Origin of the sequence: Winogradskyella poriferorum (assembly GCF_050618035.1) — a bacterium.
Classification (GTDB): Bacteria; Bacteroidota; Bacteroidia; order Flavobacteriales; family Flavobacteriaceae; genus Winogradskyella; species Winogradskyella poriferorum_A.
Window position 1 is genome coordinate 525,944 of record NZ_JBODPY010000002.1, and the last position, 24,437, is coordinate 550,380.

Here is a 24,437-nt window from a genome sequence, read left to right on the forward strand (position 1 = left end):
TAAGGTGAACTTTTTCTATAGTTGAAAATTCGATAAAACGTATAAGTGAAAACTTCACTAATTCCTTCGAAGGCTATAGTGAGTTTCAATGGCGTGTGAGGTCGTTTAACCTAGCTTTTACTTACCGCTTCAATCAACAGAAACAACGTGAACGTAGTGGCCGAGGTAACGGCAACGGTGACGATTTCGACTTTGAAGGTTAATTCTAATTTTCTAATTAGAATCTTAAATTACAAGACATTATCCTTAATATCCTGAACAACTTCTGGATTTAGCAAAGTACTTGTGTCTCCTAAATTACTGGTATCTTTAGAGGCAATCTTACGTAAAATACGTCTCATTATCTTACCAGATCTTGTTTTAGGTAAACCTGAAGTAAATTGTATTTTGTCTAGCTTAGCAATAGGACCTATACGATCTGTAATCAATTGATTTATTTCGTTTCGCACATTCTCATGGTCACGGCTTTCACCCGTATCCTTTAAAGTGATATAACCATATAAGGCATTTCCTTTAACATCATGTGGAAATCCAACAATGGCAGATTCTGCAACAGCATTGTGCTCGTTAATAGCATCTTCTATAGGTGCTGTACCAAGGTTATGACCAGACACTATTATAACATCATCTACCCTACCCGTAATTCTATAATAACCAACTTCATCGCGCAGAGCACCATCACCTGTAAAGTACATATTCTCAAATGCAGAGAAGTAAGTATCCTTATACCTTTGGTGATTGCCCCAAATGGTTCTTGCCATCGATGGCCATGGGAATTTTATACATAATCTACCATCAACTTGGTTGCCTATGATTTCATTACCGTCCTCATCCATTAATGCAGGTTGAATCCCAATAAATGGTAAAGTCGCATAAGTTGGTTTTGTCGGTGTAGAAAAAGGAATTGGTGTAATCATAACTCCTCCTGTTTCAGTTTGCCACCAGGTATCTACAATTGGACACTTTTTCTGTCCAATATTATCATTATACCAATGCCAAGCTTCTTCATTTATTGGCTCACCAACAGATCCTAGTACCTTCAAACTTGATAGATCATACTTTTCAACCAATTCAGTTCCATGTTTGGCTAGAGCTCTGATTGCAGTTGGTGCCGTATAGAATTGATTGATTTTATGTTTCTCAACAATCTCCCAAAAACGTCCAAAATCTGGATAACTAGGTACGCCTTCAAACATAACGGTTGTTGCTCCATTAGCTAGCGGACCATAAACAATATAGCTATGACCAGTAATCCAACCTATATCAGCTGTACACCAATACACATCATCCTCAGTATACTGAAACACATTTTTAAAAGTATAAGCTGCATATACCATATACCCTCCAGTTGTATGCATCATGCCTTTTGGCATTCCAGTGGAACCAGACGTATATAATATAAATAAAGGATCTTCTGCATCCATGACTACAGCAGAGTAATCTCTATATGCGTCATCCAATAAGGGTTGCAACCAATGGTCACGTCCCTCTTTCATTTCAATTTCTGAATTAATACGTTTTGCAACCAATACATTTTCCACACCAGGACAATCCTCTAAGGCTTCATCAACAATACCTTTAAGATCTATGGTCTTTGCTCCTCTATATGAACCATCAGAAGTTATTACCATTTTGGCGTCACAATCATTAATGCGTGTAGAAAGTGCTGTAGATGAGAAACCAGCAAATACAACAGAGTGAATTGCACCAATTCTTGCACAGGCGAGAACAGCTACTGCTAATTCTGGAATCATTGGTAAATAGATACAAACCCGATCTCCTTTTCCAATACCTTTATCATGTAATACATTTGCAAACTTACAAACACGCTCAAATAAATCTTTATAAGTAATATGCTCAGCTGGTTCATTAGGATCATTAGGCTCAAATAAAATTGCTGTCTTATCTCCACGTGTTCTAAGATGTCTATCTAAACAATTCTCAGTGATATTCAATTTTGCACCTTTAAACCAATTCACCTCAGGATTTGAAAAGTCCCAGCTTAAAACCTTATCCCATTTTCTGCGCCAAACAAAATGTTCTTCAGCAATTTCCTCCCAAAAAGATTCTGGATTAGAAATGGACTTTCTATAGACTTGAAAGTACTCTTCAAGATGTTTTATGTGATAATTACTCATGCTGCTAATTAATGCTGTATTGGGTTATTTACACCACTAGGAATTCTAATGTCCTCGACGACATCCTGAACAGATTTTGGTGGTGCTTTAGTTAATTTCATTATTATTATTGCTACTATAAAATTAAGCAACATAGCAACAGTTCCAAAACCTTCTGGAGAAATACCCAACCACCATTCACTTTTTGGAGGTAATTCAGCATCAAACCAGCCTAATTTATATTTAATCATATACAAAAGCATACTAATAATACCAACCACCATTCCTGCGATAGCACCCTCTTTATTCATGCGTTTATAAAAAATACCTAATACAATTGCTGGAAAAAATGAGGCTGCCGCCAAACCGAAAGCTAATGCTACAATTGCTGCTACAAAACCTGGTGGATTTATACCAAAATAACCTGCAACACACACTGCACCAACTGCCGACATGCGTGCAGCAACAAGCTCTCCTTTTTCTGAAATTGATGGTTTAATGATTTTCTTAATTAAATCGTGAGACACTGATGATGATATCACCAATAATAGTCCTGCTGCTGTTGATAATGCTGCGGCTAAACCACCTGCTGCTACTAAGGCAATTACCCAATTGGGTAAATCTGCTATTTCAGGATTGGCTAAAACCATAATGTCTCTATCGACAACTAATTCATTTTTTGATGCATCCGCCACATACTGTATTAAACCATCTTCGTTTTTATCCTCAAATTTTATGAGTTCTGTAGTCTCCCATTTCTTAAACCACTGTGGTACCTCAGCATAAGGTTGATTAGAAACCGTTTCTATCATATTAGTACGTGCAAAAGCCGCAACAGCTGGTGCTGTGGTGTAAAGAATAACAATAAGTAATAAGGCAATACCAGCAGATTTACGTGCATCTTTAACACGTTTTACGGTGAAGAACCGAACAATGACATGTGGTAGACCTGCCGTACCAACCATTAATGCTAAGGTAATCGCAAAAACGTCAATCATTGATTTTGATCCTTCGGTATATTCAGCAAAACCTAATTCAGTACTTAATCCATCAAGCTTTTCAAGTAGGTAATTCCCAGAGCCATCGTTTAATTCTGAACCAAAACCTAATTGTGGAATAGGATTTCCGGTCATTTGAATAGATATAAAAATGGCCGGAACCATAAACGCAAAAATAAGCACGCAATACTGCGCCACCTGAGTATAGGTAATCCCTTTCATACCTCCTAACACCGCATAAAAAAGAACAATGAGCATACCGATGATTACACCTGTATCTATATCTACTTCTAAAAATCTTGAGAAAACAATGCCTACACCACGCATTTGACCAGCGACATAGGTAAATGAAACCAATAAAGCACAAAAAATAGCAACAATCCTTGCTGTTTTTGAATAATAGCGATCACCAATAAAATCAGGCACTGTGAACTTACCAAATTTACGTAAGTAAGGCGCGAGTAAAAGTGCTAAAAGGACATAACCACCTGTCCAACCCATTAAATACACTGCACCATCGTAGCCTGCAAATGAGATAATACCAGCCATTGAAATAAAAGAAGCCGCACTCATCCAATCTGCAGCTGTTGCCATACCATTGGCTAAAGGTGAAACACCACTGCCAGCAACATAAAACTCTTTGGTAGAACTTGCACGCGACCAAATGGCGATCCCAATATAAAGGGTAAAGGTCAGCCCGACTAAAATATAAGTCCAAGACTGCACATCTAAAGTGGCTATTAAAGAAAGATTATTCATCATAGCCAAATTTCTTATCGAGTTTGTTCATTAACCGAACATAGACAAAAATGAGTATCACAAACACATACATAGCACCTTGTTGGGCAAACCAAAAACCCAATTTAAAACCACCGATTATAATCGTGTTTAATTGGTCTTTAAACAAAATTCCTGCTCCATAGGAAACTATAAACCATATGGCTAAAAGGAGGAGAACGTATTTAATGTTCATACGCCAATAGGCCTTTGCCTTATTGTTATTATTCATTTTTGGTTGATTTTAAACGTTTAAAATACGATTTAGACGCCTCCAACACCTTTGGTGCCAAAATAATGGTAGATAACATTGTTGGTATTGCCATTAGCGCAAAGACACCATCTATAAAGTTGATCATGGCTTCAAATTCTGTTGTAGCGGCTAAGACTATACTAGCAATGTAAAAGTAATTATAATAGTGTTTCTTATCTGCTCCAATGAGAAAGGATAGACATTTGTTACCATAGTAGGCATAAGAGAATAACGAGGACACGCTAAAAAAGAACACACAAAGCATTAATAGGTACTGACCATAACCTGGCATGGCACTTTGAAAGGCATTGGCGGTTAAACTCACACCATTATCAGCAGTAGTTTCCCAAACACCAGTGACTAAAATAGCTAATGCTGTTAAGGTACATACCACTAAAGTGTCGATTGCTGGGCCGAGCATCGCTACAAGGCCTTCTCTAACAGGTTCATCTGTTTTAGCAGCACCATGTGCTAAAGGAGCCGTCCCAAGACCTGCCTCATTAGAAAACGCACCACGCTTTATGCCATGTAATATTAGTGCACCCAGCACACCACCTAAAAAGGACTCATCTTTTGGATAATAATCTGCATTAAAAGCATCGGTTACAATCAAAGCTAAATAGTGTGGTACTTCTGAATAGTTTATGGCTAAAATGATAATGACCAAAACAAAATAGAGCAATACCATAGAAGGTACCAGACGCGAAGCCATAGTACTTATCCGTTTTAAACCGCCTAATATGACTAGACTTGTAAAGACCACCAAAATCAAGGCAATGATAAGATTAGATTGCAAGGATACCTCTACACCATTTGGTATGAGGATAATATCGTTAATGGCCTGTTTTAGCTGATTAACATTCACCACAGGTAAGGCACCCAACATGCCAAAAAAGCTAAACATAAGGGCTAGAGGTTTCCAATGTTTACCGAGGCCTTCCATAATAAAATACATGGGCCCACCTTGTACCTCTCCTAAACTATCCTTACCACGATATAAAATGGCCAAAGTTGAGGTAAAAAACTTTGTTGACATCCCAACAATGGCACTTACCCACATCCAAAACATAGCGCCAGGTCCACCAATCGAAATGGCTAAGGCGACACCTGCAATATTACCCATACCAATTGTTGAAGATAAAGCTGTAGTTAAGGCCTGAAAATGGGAAATCTGACCAGGATCGTTAGGATCGTCATACTTCCCTCTTAAAACACTAATAGCATGACCTAAATAACGAAAGGGTAAAAACTGAGAGCGTATAAGGAGATATAATCCTCCTCCTATTAACAGAATAAGTAATGGTAATCCCCAAGCAAGGGACGAAAATTGCTCTAAAATAGAATTAAGCGTTTTCACTAAGGCTAAAAATAAGGAATCTCAAGGACTGTTAATAATTTATTGGAATAGCTACAATAATAGGTTGACTTTCAAATTGGAATCCTCTAATTTCGATAACCTTATTTAAATTAAAAGGGCACATAAGTGCAACTTTAGATAAATTAGAATGAAAAATAGTATTAACCTATTCCTATTCATTGTGTTTATAACAATGAGCTACGGACAGAATAATGGTTGTAATTGTGTTGAAGACTTTAAGTTTTTGAACGAAAAGATAAAGAAAACACCTGCCTACAAACTCAATAAGAACCTCTATAATTCCACGTATGAAAAGCTCTCAAAAGATGTAACGTCGTCAACTTCATTGATTGATTGTCATTTTTTAATGAATAAGTTATTGCTCTCATTAAATGATAACCACAGTCGTGTCTATGGACTCGATTTAGGAGCCATAAGTGATGTAAAAAAGGATGCGGAAAAGTTTAAGGCCTTTAAAAAATCAGTCCTTTTTAGCGCCTATTCTAAACCAAATTTAAATCTAGACAGTTTAAAAATGGAGTTAAGTTCTAAAGCAAAAACAGATATTGAAGGTATTTACAAGAGAGATAACTATATGACACTAGGCCTTTACAAAATCTCAGACCGATACCAAGCGATTATTCTTAAATCTGAAACTGAAGTATGGCAAGAGGGTGAGATTATTTACAACTTCATCCCTTACGGTAAAAATTACCTTTTGGGTATAGGTGGTAGTATGGTGTCTAAACGCCTAATCGCATATACTGAACGAATAGAAAATGGTATTTTCTATTTTATGGGATTTCAAAAGGATACAAACGAGAAAAACTATGCTAGAGAAACACGCTCAGATAGTATCTATTTTAGAGAAGAAATCTCCGATGATATTACATATTTAAAAGTTGGAAGCTTTAATTCATGGAACCCTACACTATCCAAAGCAGAAAAGTTCTACAAGACCTTAGAAGGCACTTTAAATAAGAAACATCTTATTGTAGACTTAAGAAATAATGGTGGTGGTGGCCAACGTAATTCTAATATTTTATATAAACAATTAAAGCAGTATGCTAAGAATAATAAAATCTATGTGTTAATGAACCATAGAACCATGAGCAACGCTGAACAATTTGCTTATCGATTACGCCAATTAAAAAACTGTAAACTGCTTGGAATGCGCACTAATGGCACTTTGGCCTTTGAAATAAAAGATAGTAGTTACGATTTACCTTGTAAGCAATTTAGGGCAGTGTTAACAGCTAAAAAACATAGCACCTATCTTGATTTTGAATCTAAAGGGATCTTACCTGATGAGATCTTAAATATACATAAGGATTGGGTAGATCAGTTGAAAGATCTCATTATTTCATCTAACTAATATTTAAATGTGTTGATATTTTCTCACAATCAAGTTTTCTAAAACCTTGGTTTTCTTAACTCAATAACTAAATTGCGTAATACAATTGATTACTTGAATTAAAACTGAATTTATCTTAACGTTAACCACAATATCAACAAAACTTCTCTGCATAAAAATATGAACAACATAAAAATCAGATTGGCGAATAAAGAAGACGCTAAATTTATTGCCCTTCTTGGAAGAATTACATTTACCGAAACGTTTGGACATTTTTTTAGAGATAAGAAAGATTTATTGAATTATTATAATTCTACATTTTCAGTCGAAAAAATTGAAAATGGAATTACCAAACCAAATAATGTTTTTTGGATAGCATTTGCGAACCGACTACCGGTTGGTTATGCAAAACTTAAATTGAATTCCAAGTCAGAGTTTATCGACTCGACAAATATTTGCCAACTTCAAAAAATATACGTCTTGAAAGATTTTTTATCAATGAAAATTGGATTGGAATTACAAAATTTACTCTTGAAAAAAGCACAGGAACTGAAATTTAAGGAAATTTGGCTCTCTGTGCTAAACAGCAACGAACGAGCAATAAATTTTTACAAGAAAAACGCATTTGAAAAAATCGGAAATCACGACTTTCAAATTGGAAAGGAAAATTTTGAATTTATTGCAATGAGAAAAGAACTATAGAATACAGTGGCTAACAATGGTTGTTGAACACCAGTCAAAATCCTATTAATTCTTTAAATATTACATTTGTGGTCTAACCTACTCAACTATTGAAATCTAATAGACTCTATTTTATAGACGCTGTACGTGCTTTTGCCATCTTAATGATGTTACAAGGACATTTTATAGACACCTTATTGGCCGTAGAGTATAGAGACGATTCCAATACTGCGTTTCAAATATGGACCTACTTTAGAGGAATTACCGCTCCTACATTTTTTACCATCTCTGGGTTGATATTTTCATACCTTCTCATTAAAGCCAAAAAGAAAGGCACCGTAAAACAACGTATTCGCAAAGGATTAATGCGAGGGCTTATGCTCATTGGTGTTGGTTATCTGTTACGCATCCCAATTTTTCAATGGTTGGTTGGTGAGTTTAATTCTTATTTCCTAGTTATCGATGTACTCCAATGTATTGGTCTATCCCTAATTGGTGTGGTACTTGTTTATCAACTCTGTCTAAAAAACACTTTGGTCTTCTCTGTGCTTATGCTTCAGATAGGCTTACTTATTTTTACTACAGAGCCTCTATACCGCAATTTACAGTTACCCAACACTCCAGAGATTTTTGCCAATTACATGACGAAAGCGCATGGTTCTATTTTTACCATCTTGCCGTGGTTTGGTTATATGGCCTTTGGTGCCTTTATCGCTACACTATTTTATAGATACTTAGAGCGTCCAAAGTTCAAATTGGGTATCATTACTGGTTTTATTGTAGTTGGTCTGTTTTTAATCTACACCTCATCTTATACACTTATGCAACTCTATTACTGGAGCGATATTCAGCTCTTTAAAGATGTAGCTTACTTTAACTACCTCTACACCAGATTAGGGAACGTGCTCATTTTATTCGCACTATTCTATGCGTTCGAGTTCATCGTAAAACAACCCTTAATCTTACGTATTGGACAAAAGACCTTGTCTATCTATGTGATTCACTTTATTATTATTTGGGGCAGTTTCACAGGTTATGGTCTTTATCAACTTATTGGAAAAACCTTAAATCCTTGGCAAGCGATATTAGGTGCTGGAGTTTTTTTAGCAACGGTTTGTTTTATTTCCTTTCACTATGCTAAAACCAATGCCTTTCTTTATTTGCAGATTCGTAGGCTTATCGATAAATTTAAAACGACCTAGTATTGGTCGTACCAACCAAAATTCTCTTCTATAATTCGGTGCTTTTCGGCTTTTAAAAACTCAAGATATGCAATTGCTGTTGGTGATAGATTCTTAGATTTTTGCCATACCAAATGCCATGTGGTTACCATCGGCAAATCTTTAAATGGTAAGATCTCCAAATCTCCACTTTTAAGTTCGTTCTTAATACCAATAATAGGCATAATAGAATAGCCCAAACCAGCAATAACAGCTTGTTTAAGAGCTTCGTTAGACGTAAGTGTCATTCGTTTTGGTGTGTCTATATTATGGCTAGCAATATACTCTTCCATCGCGTTTCGGGTTGCAGAACCATCCTCACGATACAACATTGGATAGGTTTCAAAAATTTTCTTGGTACTCACTTTGCGATCAAACTTCTTTTTGGTACTACCAACCAAATACAACTTATTGGCCATGAGCTCCACTTTCTCCAGATTTAATTGTTCGGGTATGACTGATACTAATGAAAAATCAACCTCATTATTCTCGAGGCTCTTCACCACGCTCTGCTTATTAGTTACATCCATAATAAGATCTACACCTCGATGTTTATTCGTAAAATCAGATAAGAAATAAGGCATCACGTATTTTCCTGTAGAGACCACAGATATTTTTAGACGACCAGCTACCTGCCCTTTAAACGATAAGGTCTTGTAATTAATGGCCTGTACTTCATTTAAAATATTCTCCGCAGCTTCTGCAATTTCTTTACCAAAATCAGTCACATACAATTGGCGCCCCACCACTTCGGTAAGCGGAATCGAAAACTGATCTTGAAATTTTTTCAACTGTATAGAAACAGCTGGTTGGCTTAAAAACAAAGCTTCAGAAGCCTTCGTAATGCTCTTTAGCTGTGTGATCTTCAAGAATATTTGTAACTGATGTAAGGTATAATTCATAATTTTTGTTTATGTATATCATTAAAAATATATATAAAAATAAATAAAATTTTTGTTTCAATTTTGCACCGAATTAATTTTTAATAAACAATTATTAACCACAAAACGTTATGTCAAGATTAGAATCAAATGCTTCCATAAAAGGCTTAAGAAAAGGTGGCGAAAAGAAATCTACAACACGACCAAAGGTAACCGCGGCGTTAACCATTTTGGGACTTTCGGGATTACTTACATTGTCTTACATGAATGGCAACATCTTTATGGAACACATCGCAGTTTGTGGCTTTATAATTACCTGTGTGGCCATTATAAAGCTTATGGAAACAAACTAAATCTAACCTTATAACAACCTAGAAAAATTTACATTATGACTAATACAGAACAAACCAAAGTAGAAAAAGCGCAACAACAAGTACAACTCGTAGAAGGTCTATTTACACCTTCTGAAGCTATGCACGTCGTAAACGCGCTCATCGATCAGAAATTGAACTTTCATAAAATCCAAAAGCTACGCTTATGGGAAGGTTGTGAGGATTCAGACACAACATATGAAAATAACAGAATCAAAGAATTAAACGGTGCTAAGCAAACTGCTAAGGACTACATTTCCATTGCTAGAAAAGAAGGCTATAATGTCGTTATCAATGGAACGTTAAACATCTCTTTTGTAAAATAAGTAGTGCTTATAAATAATTGCTGTAGGCAATTTTATTAAAATGGACTTACACCTTTTATTCGACAACTTAACGAATCCGGCACTTTTATTCTTTTTTCTAGGGATTATTGCCGTACAACTAAAGAGTGATTTGGAAATACCACCCAACTCCTCAAAGTTCATTTCGTTATACTTGCTCTTGTCTATAGGGTTCAAGGGTGGACAAGAGCTCTCACACAGCGACCTAAATATGGAAATTATTTGGTCGCTTTTGTTTGGAATTTTATTAGCGGTTGTTGTACCGATTTACACCTATTTCATCTTAAGGCGAAAATTTAGTGTCGCCAATGCTGGTGCCATCGCAGCAGCTTATGGTTCGGTAAGTGCCGTAACCTTTGTGACTGCCATTTCCTTCTTAGAAATTGAACAGATTTCTTTTGGTGGCCATATGGTAGCCGTTATGGCCTTAATGGAAGCACCCTCTATTATCGTTGGTCTTCTATTGATATCTATGTTTGATAGAGAGAATGCTGTAAAGATTTCTATGGGTAAGGTCGTTAAACATGCCCTTACCAATGGTAGTGTACTGCTTATCTTAGGAAGTTTAGTAGTAGGGTTTTTAGCGAGCGAACAGCAGGCACAAGGCATTAAACCATTTACTACCGATATTTTTAAAGGTTTCCTCGCTGTATTCTTATTAGACATGGGAATTACTAGTGGAAAAAAATTAGGTGCTTTTGTAAAAAAGGGCTGGTTTGCCTTAATATTTGCTATTGTTATCCCAATAATTAATGGTAGTGCTGTTGCGGTAATCAGTTCAATATTCACGCAAAATGAAGGAAATCGATTGCTTTTTGCAATTCTTGCAGCTAGTGCGTCTTATATAGCAGTACCTGCTGCTATGCGTATTGCTGTGCCAAAAGCCAATCCAAGTTTATACTTGCCAATGGCGCTTGCAATTACATTTCCCTTTAATATAACACTCGGTATGCCCTTATATTTATGCATCATACAGATGTGCCAGTTATTTTAATTTGGTTAGCAAATTATGAAGCCTCTAGGAATAGAGGCTTTTTTTGTTTCCTTATTTTCAACAAAATAATTGATTACTTTCGTTACAAGACTTATACAAATATGGATGAAATTATAAACGGGTTTTATGAGGCCTTTAATCAGTTAGATGCCGATAAAATGAATGCTTACTATCATGATAATATCATCTTTGAAGATCCTGCCTTTGGGCAACTCAAAGGTGAGCGAGCTAAAGCCATGTGGTCTATGCTTTGCCAATCGCAAAAAGGAAAAAACTTTAAGGTGGTACACTCTCAAGTGTCTTCAGAAAGCCAGACAGGAAAAGCCCATTGGGAGGCCTTTTATAATTTTAGCAAAACAGGAAGACCTGTGCACAATAAAATTGATGCAACTTTTGAGTTTAAGGATGGTAAAATCATAAAACACATCGATGTGTTTAATCTCCATAAATGGGCCAAGCAAGCCATGGGCTTTAAAGGCCTAATTCTGGGTGGTACTGGCTTCTTTAGAAATAAGCTCAACAAACAGACCAATTATCTACTCGATAAATACATGAAAGAAAAAAAGCTATCTAGTTAACACGAGATAGCTTTTTTTGAATTGCAATGTTTCTTTTTAGGGACTTGAATAGTTTACTTTATGTTTCATTGCATATGGATAGTTCCAAGACATATATCAAATCTTATACCTAAATGTATACATCATAAGTTAAACTGTTGAATTTGAGTGAGTAACGGGAAATTTATTAGATAAAATAAAAGTCTTTGCTGATTTTATCGATTAAGTGTAGGCCTCAATTTTTCCAACAGCGTCTTTATAAAAAGACCTCATAAACTTAAAATCAGCCTCAATATCATCCGTAGGATAAAAGGGTTCTGAGACTTTATTTTGTTTGTTCTTAAAATCTAAGGTGAACATAATGATAGGCACCTTGGCCGCTTTGGCGATATAATAAAACCCGGTTTTCCATTGCTCCACTTTCTTCCGAGTCCCTTCTGGCGCAAGTGCTAATCTAAATTCCTCCTCTTGGTCGAAGAGTTTGGCAATATCTTCTACTTTATTTTGCCCAGAAGTTCTATCAATTGGTCTTCCACCAATAGCCCTAAAATAGTAATTGAAAGGCCATTTGAAGAGCTCCTTTTTTCCAATAAAATTAACCTTTATGTTGGTAATCGTTCTTAATAATAATCCAATATAGAAATCGTGCCAACTTGTATGTGGAACGGCTATTATAACCGCTTTATTAAGGGTATCTTTTGAAAAGTTGGTATTGCCAACAATCTTCCAGCCTAACAGCTTAAAATAAATGAATCTTGCTAGCCAACGCATTTTACATCTTTTTGTAAAGTGCCATTAACGTATTCCTGGTAATTTTAGATTTCCAGTTCTTACCAATGGCGTTTTCCCAGAGCGGTTCTAAGCTTAGCGCCACATCTATCATAATATCAATTTGATCGTCCGAAAGGTCTGCACAAATACCTACAGGCAAATCAATTTGATGCTTCGCTTTCATGGCCTTAAACATTGCCACACCTTCAGGATAATAGTCTTCTAAATGATCAAACACAATGCAATTTCCAATACCATGTTTTACACCAAGTAAATAGCTCAGTCCATAACTTAAGGCATGCGCAACACCAACTTGAGAATATGCAATGCTCATACCACCATGCCAAGAGGCCATCATTAATTTGTCTTGAGCCTCTTCCTGAGATAAATCGTCACCCAAGAAAATTTCCTTGCAGAGTTCTAGTGCCTTCTCACCATAACTTTGACTAAAGGCATTTAAATATGTCCCATTTAAAGACTCTATACAGTGAACAAAGCAATCCATACCTGTATAAAACCACTGATTTTTTGGGACGTCTTTAGTTAATTCTGGATCTAAAATAACCTGATCGAAAGGCGTAAAATCACTATTAATACCCAACTTACGTTCTGGGCCAGTTAATATAGTAGTACGAGATACCTCAGCACCTGTACCAGATATAGTAGGCACACCAACGTGGTATATCGCCGGATTCTTAATTAGGTCCCAACCTTGGTAATCTTTAGACTCACCCTTATTTGTGAGCATTAGCGACACCGCTTTAGCGATATCCATTACAATACCACCACCAATACCAATTATGCCAGAAGGTAATTCGCTAAATTCTAATATAATGTCCTCGACATACTTATCGATTTGCGAGGTTTTTGGTTCTTCTTTAGTCGGAACGTAAATGATTTTGTCTTTATAAGAAAGTGTAATTCTCGAAGTTAACCAATGGTTCCCCTTAAACACATCATCGACATAAAATATAAATGGTGCTTCCCTACCCTGGCGCTTTGAAGCTAAAATTTCATCAAGTTGATTGAAACTTCCACGTCCAAAAACGACTCTAGACACCATCGGATAATTTTTATATATCATTTACTTTAATTCTTGAGCAAAAATAAAACTTACTTTATTCTTTTACTTTGAAACAACTTAAAATTTCAGTTAAACTTTCTACCGTCTTATAAGACATTCCATTGGTTTCCTTTTCAGAAACCTTTTCATGTTCCCATGTGGTATGAAATGGAACATGAATGGCCTGTGCTCCTATATTTACCAACGGTAATATGTCTGACTTAAGTGAATTACCAACCATTAAGAATTCTGCAGGATCAATGTCTAAGTGCTTTAATAACTTAGAATAATTCCCTTCTTGCTTTTCACTTAAAACTTCAATATGATGAAAATAGTCTAACAATCCTGACTTTTCGAGTTTACGTTCCTGATCCAATAAATCACCTTTAGTAGCCAAGATAAGACGGTAATCTCGAGATAAGGTAGCCAACGTATCCTCAACACCTTCTAATAATTCTATTGGCTTATTAATCATCTCCTTGCCTATATCTAATATTTTACCGATGATTTCATTAGAAACTCTACCATTAGAAAGCTCGATGGCTAGTTCAACCATGGACAAAACAAAGCCTTTTACACCATAACCATAGATTGGAAGATTTTTCATCTCCATTTTAAATAGCTCTTGGTCTATTTTATTTGGTGTCTCATAATGGGATAATAAAATACCAACACGTTCTTCCGCCTCTCTAAAATAGGTTTCATTAACCCATAGCGTGTCGTCCGCATCGAAACCAATGACCTTTATGTTTGTATAATCTATTTCCATAATTTCTTGGCACGCTCTAAATCTTCAGGCGTATCAATCTCCACACCTTGAATTTGAGTTTCTACCATTTTTATGCGCTTTCCATATTCTAAATATCGTATACATTCAATTTTTTCGGTCGCTTCAATAAATTGCATTGGTAATACCGTAAAATCTAATAAGGCTTCTTTTCTGAAGGCATAAATACCTTTATGTTTAAAATATCTTGCGCCGGTTTCCTTATCTCTTGGGTAAGGAATTGGACTTCTTGAAAAGTAAAGTGCAAAATTATTTTGGTCTACGATAACCTTCACCGTATTTGGATTATTTATTTCATCCCAATCGGTTATTTCTACCATAAGAGAAGCCAAGTCAATTTCCTTTTCCGAGTCATCCTTAAATACTTCTAAGACCTTGCTAAGGCTTCCGCGTTCTGTAAAAGGTTCATCACCTTGTACATTAACCACAATATCACAATCGACAGAAGCAACTGCTTCGGCAATTCTATCACTACCAGACTCGTGCTCCTTTTGGCTCATTATAGCCTTACCGCCATTATTTACAATCTCATCGAATATTATGGTGCTATCAGTTACGACATATACCTCGCTAAATAAGCCTGTAGCTACCGTAGCCTCATATGTCCTTAAAATCACAGATTTACCAGCCAGATTTTGCATTAATTTACCTGGAAACCTTGATGCACTGTAGCGTGCAGGTATCATGGATATAACTTTCATTTTACTTATTTAGTTAACCAAAAATACGGGTTTAGACTGACTTATTTCGTTTAGGTTTTATCTTTTTATATACTTTATAAATGAGGTAAAAAATCAATAATACCAACACTATACCTACGATAGGTAAAAAAATTGCAATGATCGACATGACTATTGAAGTTCCCGTTTCAATCGTAGAAAATATTGGGTTACCTATTCCCGCTGTTGATACCGTAGACCCTAAACGGGTTGTAGATGTTGTACTTTTTATAGCTGCTGCTGTACCACCTCCTGCAATTATTGCTAAGGCCCAAGTAATTACTGGACTTAAATCTGCAACGGTTGAGACCATAACAGCCGTGCCTGCAATGGTAGCTAATGGCACTGCGATTGTATCTAATGCATTATCAACTACTGGAATATAGTAAGCAACAATTTCTACCAATGTCGCAACACCTAAAGTAATGAGTGCTGTAGTACTACCAATCCATCCCCAGGATTCATTAAGTTCCCAAACATTGAAATACGAAGCAAGGCTTAATGCAAATAGCGGTAAAAACACTCTGAAACCAACAGATGCAGCCAAACCAATACCCAGAAATATACTTAATATAGTCTCAGTTGCCATCTCTCTAATTTATATCATTTTCAATAAACATATCATTTTTAAAACCAATTAGATATAACTTTTCTTTGGCTCGTGTCACTGCAGTATATAACCACCTTACATAGTCCTTATCCATGCCGTTTGGTAAATACGGTTGCTCAACAAAAATAGTATTCCATTGGCCACCTTGCGACTTATGACAAGTTATGGCATAAGAAAACTTAACTTGTAAGGCATTAAAATATTTATTGTTCTTAACACCAAGAAATCGTTTGTAATTAGACGTTTCGTTAGCATAGTCCTTTGAAACTTCTGTATAAAGACGGTTAGATTCTTCATAACTGAGTGAAGCACTTTCTGCTTTTATAGTATCTAAAAAAAGTACCGTTTCAAAAGGTCGCATTCTAGGGTAGTCGACCATCTTTACCTTTACTTCTGCAAATTTAAAACCATACAACTCCTTTATATTGAAAATTTCAAGGACCTCAATGATATCACCGTTGGCAATAAAACCAGCTTCGGTCGTTGGTTTCACCCAAAAGTAGTTGTTCTTTACAACCATTAAATAGTCTCCAGTAGTTAATTCACTATCGTTAAATAAAATGCGTTCTCTTATCTGCTGGTTGTAAAGATTGGCACGTTTGTTACTTCTTACTATAATGGCCGTTTCTTCATAACCATCATTACTGTACGCATCATTGATGGCATCCATAATCTCATGACCATCAATTAATCTCACAATATCAGCAAATGATGATACATTAAATTTAAAACTATCGTAAAAATTAGATTCTAAAACAGCTCTTAACTCGGTGGCATTAATTAAAATACCAGAATCTTGCTCTTGCCTTACGACTTCATCCAATTCTGTTGTGGTCACCTCTTTGTTATAATTTAAAGACAATTTATCCTCGTCTAAAGCCGGACTCAGATCAGATTTTACTGGAGGTAACTGGGCCATATCACCAATTAAAAGCAATTTACAATGATGCCCAGAATAGACATATTGCATTAAGTCATCTAAAAGTGAACCATTCTCAAATAATTTAGAGTCCGATGGTGTATCGGGAATCATTGAAGCTTCATCAACAATAAAAATAGTATTGCGATGCTTATTAGGTTGCATTACAAATTTAACACCTCCTCCTTTTTCCTTTTTTGGAAAATATATCTTCTTATGTATGGTAAAGGCCTCTTTTTTTGAATAGTTAGAAATTACCTTAGCAGCTCTTCCTGTTGGCGCTAATAACACTGCACTTTTTTTTGCTTGCCATAAGTTAGAGACCAGCGTACCTGTAATACTTGTTTTACCAGTACCTGCATATCCTTTTAATAAGTAAATTCGATTAGAAGACTTATCAAATAAGAACTGAGATAACTCCATAAGGACCTTGTCTTGCTTGGTCGTTGGTACAAAAGGGAACTTAGATTTAATTAAGGTGTAAAATGCCGATGCATTGTCAATCATAACAACAAAAAATAGTAACTCAATATAGCGTTATACGATGTTAAAAATAGTGTTATTAAAACGAGTTATAGAAATTAAATGATTTTTATTTAGATAGTTTTTACGAACAAAAAAAAATTGTAGATTTGCGATAGACCTAATTAATTAATAAGAATATGTTAAACGTAATCATTGCTATCGTAGTTATTATACTCTTAACCATTGGAATTGTATGGTTAATAGACAAATTTGTTCCTAGTAAATTAAAACCGATCATTAATATCCTTCTTTGGGGTTTGATCATTTACTTGGGCTATATTACGTTTATGTCTGTCTACAAAGAAATTCAGTTCAATCAATTAAAAGTAAAACGCTACGCAGTTGTTATTGATCGCTTAGTAGATATAAGAGATTCTCAATTAGCATACAAAGAAGTAAAAGGTGAATATGCAGATTCTTTTGAGAAGCTAATAAATTTTATAGATGTTGACAGTGTTCCTATTACTCAAAGACGAGATACTTTAGTTTTAGATGAAGAAAGAACACGTGCTTTTGGTGGCGTTGAGACAATGAAAACTATCACTTTGATAGATACATTAGATCATTGGTTTGTAAAAGATTCAATTTTTAGAGGTAGTGACCGTTATAAAACAATGGCAGATGTTGGTATCGGTGAAGAAGGTGCTAAATTTAAGTTAGAGGCAGGAAAATTAGAAGAGATTCCTGTTTTTCAAGCGAGCGTTGAAAAATCTGTTATCCTAAACGATCAAGAAAAGTATTTGGTTGAGAAAGAAAACCAGGTTGTTTCTGTTGATGGTGTAAACGGATCTAAATTGACTGTAGGCTCAATGGAAGAAGTTAATACAACAGGTAACTGGCCTAAAAACTATTCTAAAAAACAGTAGTTTTGTCTACAAATAATATTAAAGAATTGTCCATTCAAGTAAATTTGAATGGACTTTCTTTTTGCATACTTAATAGAACTTCAAATGAAATCGAATATCTAAATCGATTAGACTTTGATACTAAGCTCACCCCTTTTGATATACTTAAAAGATTAAAGACAGAGCTAAGTAGTAATACTGTATTTGCTGATGATTTTAAGGAGGTGTTAGTTGTGCATCAAAATGAACTCTCAACTTTAGTCCCTTCTGCATTGTATAATGAAAATCACAAAGCTGATTATCTAAAGTTTAATTCAAAAATCTTAAAAACCGATTTCTTAGCCACAGATGACTTGGTCGTTAATAATAGTGTAAATGTTTATGTCCCATACGTAAACATTAATAATTACATATTCGACACCTTCGGCTCGTTTACCTATAAACATTCATCTACTATATTAATCGATGCTATTCTGCAAAGCGCAAATAGGACGGAAGATGTACAAGTTTTTATTAATGTAAATTCAAGTTCTATAGAAGTTCTTGTCGTTCATGGTAAGGAAATACAACTTTTCAATGTCTTTGAATACCATACTAAGGAAGACTTTATTTATTATATCCTTTTTGTTTTTGAGCAGTTACAATTAGATACTGAGGCCACACAAGTAACCTTGAGTGGAAATATTGAAGAAGGTGACGCTTTATTCACTATTCTTTACACTTATGTAAGACATGTGCGACTTGCAGTTCCCCAAAATTCATTCACCTTTAATGAAAGTATTGATGCGCCTGCACGTCTTCAACACTTTTTAATTCTAAATTCATTTTAGTGAGAATAATCTCAGGTTCGCATAAAGGAAGACGTATTGTAGCGCCAAAAAAGTTACCAGTACGGCCTACAACAGATATGGCAAAAGAAGCGCTCTTTAATATCCTAAATAATCAATACTATTTTGATGAAATTTCAGTTTTAGATTTATTTTCTGGAACTGGTAATATTAGCTATGAGTTTGCTTCGAGAGGTACTGAAAATATTCTTGCGGTTGACGATAATTTTGGTTGTATTAAATTTATAAACGAAACAGCAGAATCTTTTGAAATGCCTATAGATACAATAAAGGTTGATGTTTTTACTTACCTAGAAAAAGCCTCAAAAAGCTTTACTATAATCTTTGCAGATCCTCCTTATAATTTTGATTTAGATGCCTTTTCAAAGATTCCAGAATTGGTATTTAATAATGCAATTCTTGAAGAAGACGGTCTTTTAATTATTGAACATTCTAAGCACACAGACTTAAGTAATTTAGATCGTTTTTTATACCAAAAGAACTATGGTGGTAACGCTTTTAGTTTCTTCGAATAAACTGATTGTCAACACTGTAGGTAATTTCCCAATCATTATTTTTCACTAAATTTATATGCCTTAGCATAATTAATGCTAATATCTATTCCTTGATTTTCTTCACTTAGTTATGGTATTTAAGCTATTAACTTAAACACACTAAATCATGAAAATTTTAAAATCTGGAGTTTTACTCCTATCACTGGTGTTATTCGTATGTAATATCTCCAGTGCGCAAGATGCGCAACCAACAATGTTCGCAGTACATACGGACAATGTTAAATTCGGAATGATGGCACAATACGAAGAAGCGGCCAAAGAACTAAAGGCACATTGTGATAAGCACAACGTTGAAGGTGCAAACTGGACAGCTATTAGCGTTGAGGATGGAAGGTACGTCTATGTAACTCCAATTAAAAGTATGGCAGACCTAGATAAAAATCCTATGGGTAATTTAGGCGACAAAATGGGTAAGGAAGAATTAGGGAAGCTATTCGACAAAATGGATGACTGCTATGATTCCCATAGTGATTCTGTAGTGCACTATATTCCAAGCTTATCCCATATACCAGAAGGTTATAGCACAGCTGGTAAGAACCACCGTGAATATCATTTCCTCTATTATTCGCCAAAGCACGGTAAAGAAATGAATACAGCCATGGCCAATGTTAAAAAAATGTTCGCCGAAAAAGGTGTAAAAAACGGTTACGAAGTATACCATAGTGGCTTTGGTAGTGAAGAAAGTTATTATATGGTGGCTATTGCAGGAACAGACGATCTATCTGTTGCGCAAGGTGGTCACGACAACGACAAATTATTAGGTGAAGACAAAGATGCTGTTTTCTGGGAGGTCATAAAGCTTGCTACAAAATATGACCAAGTTGAAGGTACTATGCGACCAGATTTAAGTTACACATCAACTGTGGCTAATAATTAAAAAAATTTAAGACCCTAACCATGAGTTAAAATAGGTTCTTAGGATCTACCAGAACTTAATCGTTTTATGTTTAAATCGAATTTTAACTAAATAATCAAAATAATGAAAAGACTAATAATTGTTCTACTTCTTTTTGTATTGGTTGTCTCTTGTCAAGAGCAACGTAAACAAAGATATTTTGCCGAATCTAATGAAACTAAAACCTTAGAAGCAGGAATCGCTGCATATGAAAGTGCTGACTGGGATAAATGGAGAAGTCACTTTTCTGATACAGCAAAGATCTATGTAAATTCTAAAGATCCTGTAACCTTAGACGCCAGAGTTGAAGAATTAACTGGTATGACCGCTTTTTTCTCTTCTTACGGTTTTGAAAAAGACAAAAGCTATATAGAAATGGTAATCGACAAGGAAGATGAAACTTGGGTCTATTTTTGGGGCCAACATAATGGTAAAATGGTCAATGGCACAGAATTAAGTATTCCGGTACATTTGGCCGTCCAATTCACTGAAGGTAAAATTACGGCAGAACATGTCTATTTTGATGGTACAGAAATGAACGCGGCGATAAGTGCAATGCAAGAAGCATCGGCTACTGAAACCGAAATGGCAGAAGAATAACTTTCTAAAACCTAAAAAACCTTCTCAATTTTGAGAAGGTTTTTTAATAACGCAAATCTATAAGCCGAATTCTGTACACTATTCATTAAAAAATAGCTTCTTATCATTTATCTGAGATTAGTGTTACCAATAATCTTTAGCTGTCTACCCTCCAACATCGGACGTGCTATCCTCAAATATTGGTTTACATGACATTGCACCACATAGAGTTTACCTGATTTCACTACAGCATTACCTGTACATACTTTCTGTTGCACTTTTCCTAACCTTTCGGCCGGTGGCTATTAACCACTATGTTGCACTATGGTGTTCGGACTTTCCTCCATTTCAGAAACTGAAACAGCGATAAGACAATCTGCATCGGCAAAAGTACTTAAATTGTTAATAACTACTATTAAATTATAGATTGATAAAATGGCTATTTATTGGTTATTCTTAAATTTGTAATTCAGTTATTTGCAATGGAACATTTTGTAGTATCGGCACGTAAGTATAGACCCCAAACCTTCAAGGATGTTGTAGGACAACAGGCCATTACGAATACGCTTTTAAATGCTATAGAAAACAATCATTTAGCTCAAGCCTTATTATTTACAGGACCTCGTGGCGTTGGTAAAACAACATGCGCTAGGATATTGGCTAAAATGATAAATAGTGATGGTAATACAAGTGAAGATGAGGATTTTGCCTTTAACATTTTTGAGCTCGATGCCGCTTCTAATAATTCTGTAGACGATATCAGAAATCTTACGGATCAGGTCCGTATTCCTCCACAGATTGGAAAGTATAAAGTCTATATAATCGATGAGGTACACATGTTATCTCAAGCCGCCTTTAACGCGTTTTTAAAGACTCTTGAAGAACCTCCTAAGCATTGTATTTTTATTTTAGCCACGACTGAAAAACATAAGATCATTCCAACGATCTTATCTCGATGTCAAATATTTGATTTTAAACGTATTACAGTTACTGATGCGAAAAACTACTTAAAGTACATTGCTGAGGAACAAGGTGTGAAGGCCGAAGATGATGCTTTACATATTATTGCTCAAAAAGCAGATGGTGCGATGCGCGATGCTCTATCGATTTTTGATAGAGTAGTTAGTTTTTCTGGCAAAAATTTGACGCGCCAGGCTGTCACGGAGAACCTGAATGTTTTAGATTACGAAACCTATTTTGAAAGCACGGATTTAATCTTAGAGAATAAAATCCCTGTACTCCTGTTACAATTTAACAGAGTGCTTGCAAAAGGTTTTGATGGTCATCATTACATAGCTGGTCTTGCCTCCCACTTTAGGGATCTAATGGTATGCAAAAATCAAGAAACGATTGAATTGCTTGAAGTTGGTGAAGACACTAAACAAAAATATATTGATCAAAGTAAAAAAGCGTCACACGCTTTTCTCATGCAAGGTATAAACTTAGCCAATGATTGTGATCTTAAGTATAAGACGAGTAAAAATCAGCGATTATTAGTTGAGTTAACCTTAATGCAATTAGCCTCTATCACTTTTGATGGAGAAAAAAAAAACAATAAACACTTTATAATTGCACCGAGTTACTTTAAGGCTAGAGGGATCAAACCTGTTCCTGTAGAATTACCCAAAAAAGAAACAAAAGAAGAAACTATTTCTGAAGTAGAAGTAGCTCCAGAAAAACCTGTGGTTGAAGCTGTTGCAGAACCTGTAATTCCTAAAATATCTATTCAGAAACCAGGTAAGGTCACCTCTGGTTTGTCACTTAAAAGTATACGAGAAAAGAAGGAACACCAAATAAGGCAATTAGATGTAATAATTGATGAAGAGGATTTACCAACTGAACCAGTTTCTCAAGATGATTTGGTTAAAGCTTGGGAAGAGTATACAGAATCACTTCATCGTAAGGGTGAAAAGATATTAGCTTCAATATTTGAAATGGAAACACCGCAGATTAAAGAGTCTTCAATTTGCTTAACCTTTTCAAATAATACTAATAAAATTGAGCTAGAACGTGCACAATATCCACTATTATCTTACTTGAAAAAAACCTTGCGCAATTACGATCTTCACTTAGATATTTCAGTAAATGAAGAGGTTGCAAAAAAATATGCTTTTACACCGCAAGAAAAGTATGATAAGTTAAAAGAGAAGAATCCCAATATCGAAATATTGAGAAAAACATTTGGATTAGATATTTAATAGAAAAACAATGTTAGGATTAAAATTACCTACAGACCCAAGATGGGTAAATATTGTAGAAAAAAATATTGAAGAAATACTTACCGATCACGCCTACTGTGAGCAAAAGGCTGCGAGTACTGCCATTTCACTTATTGTAAGTTTTCCTGAATACACAGAACTTGTTACAGAGATGACCGACTTAGTTAATGAAGAAATGAGTCACTTTAAAATGGTTCATGACAAAATCATTGAAAGAGGATGGATCCTCGGGCGAGATCGCAAAGATGCTTATGTTGTTGAACTCATGAAGTTCTTTCCTAAAGGAGGTAGCAGAACCACTCAGTTAGTGCATCGACTGCTTTACGCTGCGTTAATTGAAGCACGCAGTTGTGAAAGGTTTAGACTTTTATCGGAAGAATTAGAGGATAAAAAACTAGCCAAGTTTTACAGAAAACTAATGATTAGTGAAGCTGGGCATTATACGATGTTTCTAAAATTTGCCAGACAGTATGGAGATAGAGACGACGTTGATAAGAAATGGCAAGAGCTCCTAAATTATGAAGCAGAAATAATAAAGGATTTAGGAACCAAAGAAACGATACATGGATAAAAAAAAGCCTCGGATTTACCGAGGCTTAATTATATTATTTTATTTGTTCTTTAAATTTTAATACCAAAACCAAATTGAATCACATTGTTTTTGGCTTTACGATCTGTAAGATCTTCATCTAGGATATTAGTTAGTCCAAATGAGAACCTGGCATCGATAAATAAGTCTGACGTAATCATATACTCAGCTCCTACTACTCCAGAAAAAGCTAAAGTAGAAAAAGCATCCTCATTTTTCCAAGTTTTTAAAGCTATTTGAGGACCTGCTCCTAAAGACAAGCGATCAGAAGGAGAAATTCTTAATTGTATTGGTAATTGTATGTAATCAGCTCTAATATCTTCGTCCTTACCACCTTCTGCAGACCATTGTAATTCAGTCAACAAAGAAACATTATCAGACAATCCAAACTCTGCGAAACCACCGAAGGCAAAACCATTGCGATGTTTATTTTCAAAATTAGGATCAGGATCAAAATCTAAATTTGATATGTTTAATGCACCTCTTACACCATAACTCACATCTTGTGCCATACATATACTAGTTGTGCACACAAGTAAAAAGGCTAATAAATAATTTTTCATAATAATAAATTTGAGGTTATCAATATAACTGAAAATATTAAACCATT

Annotated in this window: 26 protein-coding genes and 1 other RNA gene; 14 read left to right on the plus strand and 13 right to left on the minus strand. The window is 35.3% G+C overall.

The annotated features are described in order from the left end of the window. Positions 1-230: 230 nt before the first annotated feature. The 4 genes from acs to ACRHOC_RS07250 are packed head-to-tail and all read right to left on the minus strand — an operon-like array spanning position 231 to position 5,502. Positions 231-2,138 carry an acetate--CoA ligase gene (gene acs, locus ACRHOC_RS07235; RefSeq protein ID WP_431157922.1) on the minus strand — a complete coding sequence of 636 codons (1,908 nt, stop codon included), beginning with the start codon at positions 2,136-2,138 and terminating at the stop codon, positions 231-233. 8 nt (positions 2,139-2,146) lie between these two features. Beyond that, positions 2,147-3,877 carry a sodium:solute symporter family protein gene (locus ACRHOC_RS07240; protein ID WP_431157923.1) on the minus strand — a complete coding sequence of 577 codons (1,731 nt, stop codon included), beginning with the start codon at positions 3,875-3,877 and terminating at the stop codon, positions 2,147-2,149. Continuing rightward, entirely contained in the window at positions 3,867-4,124 is a 258-nt protein-coding gene (locus ACRHOC_RS07245; RefSeq protein WP_431157924.1) for a DUF4212 domain-containing protein, read from the minus strand. Before ACRHOC_RS07245 ends, ACRHOC_RS07240 begins: the two co-directional genes overlap by 11 nt. Further along, positions 4,117-5,502, minus strand: a complete 1,386-nt coding sequence (locus tag ACRHOC_RS07250) for an alanine/glycine:cation symporter family protein (RefSeq protein ID WP_431157925.1) — start codon at positions 5,500-5,502, stop codon at positions 4,117-4,119. Before ACRHOC_RS07250 ends, ACRHOC_RS07245 begins: the two co-directional genes overlap by 8 nt. Positions 5,503-5,650: 148 nt before the next feature. Between ACRHOC_RS07250 and ACRHOC_RS07255 the strand changes: the two genes are divergently transcribed. The 3 genes from ACRHOC_RS07255 (at position 5,651) to ACRHOC_RS07265 (ending at position 8,739) form a co-directional block, all read left to right on the plus strand. Next, a complete protein-coding gene (locus ACRHOC_RS07255) occupies positions 5,651-6,877 on the plus strand; it encodes a S41 family peptidase (protein ID WP_431157926.1) in 1,227 nt (408 codons plus the stop codon). 159 nt (positions 6,878-7,036) lie between these two features. Continuing rightward, positions 7,037-7,558, plus strand: coding sequence for a GNAT family N-acetyltransferase (locus ACRHOC_RS07260; protein WP_431157927.1), 522 nt, complete (start codon positions 7,037-7,039; stop codon positions 7,556-7,558). A gap of 89 nt (positions 7,559-7,647) precedes the next feature. Further along, on the plus strand, positions 7,648-8,739 hold the full coding sequence (locus ACRHOC_RS07265) for a heparan-alpha-glucosaminide N-acetyltransferase domain-containing protein (protein ID WP_431157928.1): 1,092 nt from the start codon (positions 7,648-7,650) through the stop codon (positions 8,737-8,739). On the opposite strand, the gene ACRHOC_RS07270 is transcribed toward ACRHOC_RS07265, so the two are convergent. After that, positions 8,736-9,659: a LysR family transcriptional regulator gene (locus ACRHOC_RS07270; protein WP_431157929.1), complete on the minus strand. Its 924-nt coding sequence runs from the start codon at positions 9,657-9,659 to the stop codon at positions 8,736-8,738. The two genes, ACRHOC_RS07265 and ACRHOC_RS07270, sit on opposite strands and share 4 nt — an antisense overlap. A gap of 110 nt (positions 9,660-9,769) precedes the next feature. On the opposite strand from ACRHOC_RS07270, the gene ACRHOC_RS07275 reads away from it, so the two are divergent. The 4 genes from ACRHOC_RS07275 (at position 9,770) to ACRHOC_RS07290 (ending at position 11,925) form a co-directional block, all read left to right on the plus strand. After that, positions 9,770-9,991 (plus strand): hypothetical protein, encoded by a 222-nt coding sequence (locus ACRHOC_RS07275; protein WP_431157930.1) that lies wholly within the window; start codon positions 9,770-9,772, stop codon positions 9,989-9,991. A 35-nt stretch (positions 9,992-10,026) separates the two neighbouring features. After that, positions 10,027-10,335, plus strand: coding sequence for a hypothetical protein (locus tag ACRHOC_RS07280; RefSeq protein WP_431157931.1), 309 nt, complete (start codon positions 10,027-10,029; stop codon positions 10,333-10,335). A gap of 40 nt (positions 10,336-10,375) precedes the next feature. Further along, the gene (locus tag ACRHOC_RS07285) at positions 10,376-11,347 is read left to right on the plus strand and encodes a sodium-dependent bicarbonate transport family permease (RefSeq protein WP_431157932.1); all 972 of its coding nucleotides are present in this window, start codon (positions 10,376-10,378) and stop codon (positions 11,345-11,347) included. 101 nt (positions 11,348-11,448) lie between these two features. Beyond that, positions 11,449-11,925, plus strand: a complete 477-nt coding sequence (locus ACRHOC_RS07290) for a nuclear transport factor 2 family protein (RefSeq protein WP_431157933.1) — start codon at positions 11,449-11,451, stop codon at positions 11,923-11,925. Positions 11,926-12,126: 201 nt separating this feature from the next. Here the strand turns inward: ACRHOC_RS07290 and ACRHOC_RS07295 are convergent, their stop codons facing one another. The 6 genes from ACRHOC_RS07295 to ACRHOC_RS07320 are packed head-to-tail and all read right to left on the minus strand — an operon-like array spanning position 12,127 to position 17,280. Next, positions 12,127-12,675, minus strand: coding sequence for a 1-acyl-sn-glycerol-3-phosphate acyltransferase (locus ACRHOC_RS07295; RefSeq protein ID WP_431157934.1), 549 nt, complete (start codon positions 12,673-12,675; stop codon positions 12,127-12,129). 1 nt (position 12,676) lies between these two features. Then, positions 12,677-13,759, minus strand: a complete 1,083-nt coding sequence (locus ACRHOC_RS07300; RefSeq protein WP_431157935.1) for an iron-containing alcohol dehydrogenase family protein — start codon at positions 13,757-13,759, stop codon at positions 12,677-12,679. A gap of 34 nt (positions 13,760-13,793) precedes the next feature. Then, complete coding sequence (locus ACRHOC_RS07305) at positions 13,794-14,507, minus strand: HAD family hydrolase (RefSeq protein ID WP_431157936.1); 714 nt, start codon at positions 14,505-14,507, stop codon at positions 13,794-13,796. Then, complete coding sequence (gene kdsB, locus ACRHOC_RS07310; RefSeq protein WP_431157937.1) at positions 14,498-15,226, minus strand: 3-deoxy-manno-octulosonate cytidylyltransferase; 729 nt, start codon at positions 15,224-15,226, stop codon at positions 14,498-14,500. Before kdsB ends, ACRHOC_RS07305 begins: the two co-directional genes overlap by 10 nt. A 31-nt stretch (positions 15,227-15,257) precedes the next feature. Beyond that, the gene (locus ACRHOC_RS07315; RefSeq protein WP_431157938.1) at positions 15,258-15,833 is read right to left on the minus strand and encodes a DUF4126 domain-containing protein; all 576 of its coding nucleotides are present in this window, start codon (positions 15,831-15,833) and stop codon (positions 15,258-15,260) included. A gap of 4 nt (positions 15,834-15,837) precedes the next feature. Next, positions 15,838-17,280 (minus strand): ATP-dependent DNA helicase, encoded by a 1,443-nt coding sequence (locus ACRHOC_RS07320; RefSeq protein WP_431157939.1) that lies wholly within the window; start codon positions 17,278-17,280, stop codon positions 15,838-15,840. Positions 17,281-17,435: 155 nt separating this feature from the next. On the opposite strand from ACRHOC_RS07320, the gene ACRHOC_RS07325 reads away from it, so the two are divergent. The 5 genes from ACRHOC_RS07325 to ACRHOC_RS07345 all read left to right on the plus strand — a co-directional run bounded on the left by ACRHOC_RS07325 (position 17,436) and on the right by ACRHOC_RS07345 (position 21,040). Continuing rightward, the gene (locus tag ACRHOC_RS07325; protein WP_431157940.1) at positions 17,436-18,164 is read left to right on the plus strand and encodes a hypothetical protein; all 729 of its coding nucleotides are present in this window, start codon (positions 17,436-17,438) and stop codon (positions 18,162-18,164) included. Between the two features lie 2 nt (positions 18,165-18,166). Then, positions 18,167-18,973 carry a DUF3822 family protein gene (locus ACRHOC_RS07330; protein ID WP_431157941.1) on the plus strand — a complete coding sequence of 269 codons (807 nt, stop codon included), beginning with the start codon at positions 18,167-18,169 and terminating at the stop codon, positions 18,971-18,973. Then, entirely contained in the window at positions 18,973-19,506 is a 534-nt protein-coding gene (locus ACRHOC_RS07335; RefSeq protein WP_431157942.1) for an RsmD family RNA methyltransferase, read from the plus strand. The genes ACRHOC_RS07330 and ACRHOC_RS07335 overlap by 1 nt, the downstream gene beginning before the upstream one ends. 145 nt (positions 19,507-19,651) lie before the next feature. Then, positions 19,652-20,422, plus strand: coding sequence for a hypothetical protein (locus ACRHOC_RS07340; RefSeq protein WP_431157943.1), 771 nt, complete (start codon positions 19,652-19,654; stop codon positions 20,420-20,422). 102 nt (positions 20,423-20,524) lie between these two features. After that, on the plus strand, positions 20,525-21,040 hold the full coding sequence (locus ACRHOC_RS07345; RefSeq protein ID WP_431157944.1) for a hypothetical protein: 516 nt from the start codon (positions 20,525-20,527) through the stop codon (positions 21,038-21,040). 44 nt (positions 21,041-21,084) lie between these two features. Here ACRHOC_RS07345 and rnpB read toward each other — a convergent pair. Further along, positions 21,085-21,402, minus strand: an RNA gene (rnpB, locus tag ACRHOC_RS07350) — RNase P RNA component class A. A gap of 99 nt (positions 21,403-21,501) precedes the next feature. On the opposite strand from rnpB, the gene dnaX reads away from it, so the two are divergent. Together dnaX and ACRHOC_RS07360 are read left to right on the plus strand one after the other, a co-directional pair. Beyond that, the gene (gene dnaX / locus ACRHOC_RS07355) at positions 21,502-23,217 is read left to right on the plus strand and encodes a DNA polymerase III subunit gamma/tau (RefSeq protein ID WP_431157945.1); all 1,716 of its coding nucleotides are present in this window, start codon (positions 21,502-21,504) and stop codon (positions 23,215-23,217) included. A gap of 10 nt (positions 23,218-23,227) precedes the next feature. After that, positions 23,228-23,809 carry a tRNA-(ms[2]io[6]A)-hydroxylase gene (locus ACRHOC_RS07360; protein ID WP_431157946.1) on the plus strand — a complete coding sequence of 194 codons (582 nt, stop codon included), beginning with the start codon at positions 23,228-23,230 and terminating at the stop codon, positions 23,807-23,809. A gap of 50 nt (positions 23,810-23,859) precedes the next feature. On the opposite strand, the gene ACRHOC_RS07365 is transcribed toward ACRHOC_RS07360, so the two are convergent. Next, the gene (locus ACRHOC_RS07365) at positions 23,860-24,390 is read right to left on the minus strand and encodes a porin family protein (RefSeq protein ID WP_431157947.1); all 531 of its coding nucleotides are present in this window, start codon (positions 24,388-24,390) and stop codon (positions 23,860-23,862) included. Positions 24,391-24,437 lie beyond the last annotated feature (47 nt).

Bases quoted from the DNA above. Each gene is read 5' to 3' on its own strand.
- ACRHOC_RS07365 (WP_431157947.1), bottom strand. From the start codon at position 24,390: ATGAAAAATTATTTATTAGCCTTTTTACTTGTGTGCACAACTAGTATA.
- ACRHOC_RS07305 (WP_431157936.1), bottom strand. From the start codon at position 14,507: ATGGAAATAGATTATACAAACATAAAGGTCATTGGTTTCGATGCGGAC.
- ACRHOC_RS07360 (WP_431157946.1), top strand. From the start codon at position 23,228: ATGTTAGGATTAAAATTACCTACAGACCCAAGATGGGTAAATATTGTA.
- ACRHOC_RS07270 (WP_431157929.1), bottom strand. From the start codon at position 9,659: ATGAATTATACCTTACATCAGTTACAAATATTCTTGAAGATCACACAG.
- ACRHOC_RS07245 (WP_431157924.1), bottom strand. From the start codon at position 4,124: ATGAATAATAACAATAAGGCAAAGGCCTATTGGCGTATGAACATTAAA.
- ACRHOC_RS07300 (WP_431157935.1), bottom strand. From the start codon at position 13,759: ATGATATATAAAAATTATCCGATGGTGTCTAGAGTCGTTTTTGGACGT.
- ACRHOC_RS07295 (WP_431157934.1), bottom strand. From the start codon at position 12,675: ATGCGTTGGCTAGCAAGATTCATTTATTTTAAGCTGTTAGGCTGGAAG.
- ACRHOC_RS07285 (WP_431157932.1), top strand. From the start codon at position 10,376: ATGGACTTACACCTTTTATTCGACAACTTAACGAATCCGGCACTTTTA.
- dnaX (WP_431157945.1), top strand. From the start codon at position 21,502: ATGGAACATTTTGTAGTATCGGCACGTAAGTATAGACCCCAAACCTTC.
- ACRHOC_RS07315 (WP_431157938.1), bottom strand. From the start codon at position 15,833: ATGGCAACTGAGACTATATTAAGTATATTTCTGGGTATTGGTTTGGCT.
- ACRHOC_RS07290 (WP_431157933.1), top strand. From the start codon at position 11,449: ATGGATGAAATTATAAACGGGTTTTATGAGGCCTTTAATCAGTTAGAT.
- ACRHOC_RS07345 (WP_431157944.1), top strand. From the start codon at position 20,525: ATGAAAAGACTAATAATTGTTCTACTTCTTTTTGTATTGGTTGTCTCT.
- ACRHOC_RS07275 (WP_431157930.1), top strand. From the start codon at position 9,770: ATGTCAAGATTAGAATCAAATGCTTCCATAAAAGGCTTAAGAAAAGGT.
- ACRHOC_RS07240 (WP_431157923.1), bottom strand. From the start codon at position 3,877: ATGATGAATAATCTTTCTTTAATAGCCACTTTAGATGTGCAGTCTTGG.
- ACRHOC_RS07255 (WP_431157926.1), top strand. From the start codon at position 5,651: ATGAAAAATAGTATTAACCTATTCCTATTCATTGTGTTTATAACAATG.
- ACRHOC_RS07320 (WP_431157939.1), bottom strand. From the start codon at position 17,280: ATGATTGACAATGCATCGGCATTTTACACCTTAATTAAATCTAAGTTC.
- ACRHOC_RS07340 (WP_431157943.1), top strand. From the start codon at position 19,652: ATGAAAATTTTAAAATCTGGAGTTTTACTCCTATCACTGGTGTTATTC.
- acs (WP_431157922.1), bottom strand. From the start codon at position 2,138: ATGAGTAATTATCACATAAAACATCTTGAAGAGTACTTTCAAGTCTAT.
- ACRHOC_RS07280 (WP_431157931.1), top strand. From the start codon at position 10,027: ATGACTAATACAGAACAAACCAAAGTAGAAAAAGCGCAACAACAAGTA.
- ACRHOC_RS07325 (WP_431157940.1), top strand. From the start codon at position 17,436: ATGTTAAACGTAATCATTGCTATCGTAGTTATTATACTCTTAACCATT.
- kdsB (WP_431157937.1), bottom strand. From the start codon at position 15,226: ATGAAAGTTATATCCATGATACCTGCACGCTACAGTGCATCAAGGTTT.
- ACRHOC_RS07260 (WP_431157927.1), top strand. From the start codon at position 7,037: ATGAACAACATAAAAATCAGATTGGCGAATAAAGAAGACGCTAAATTT.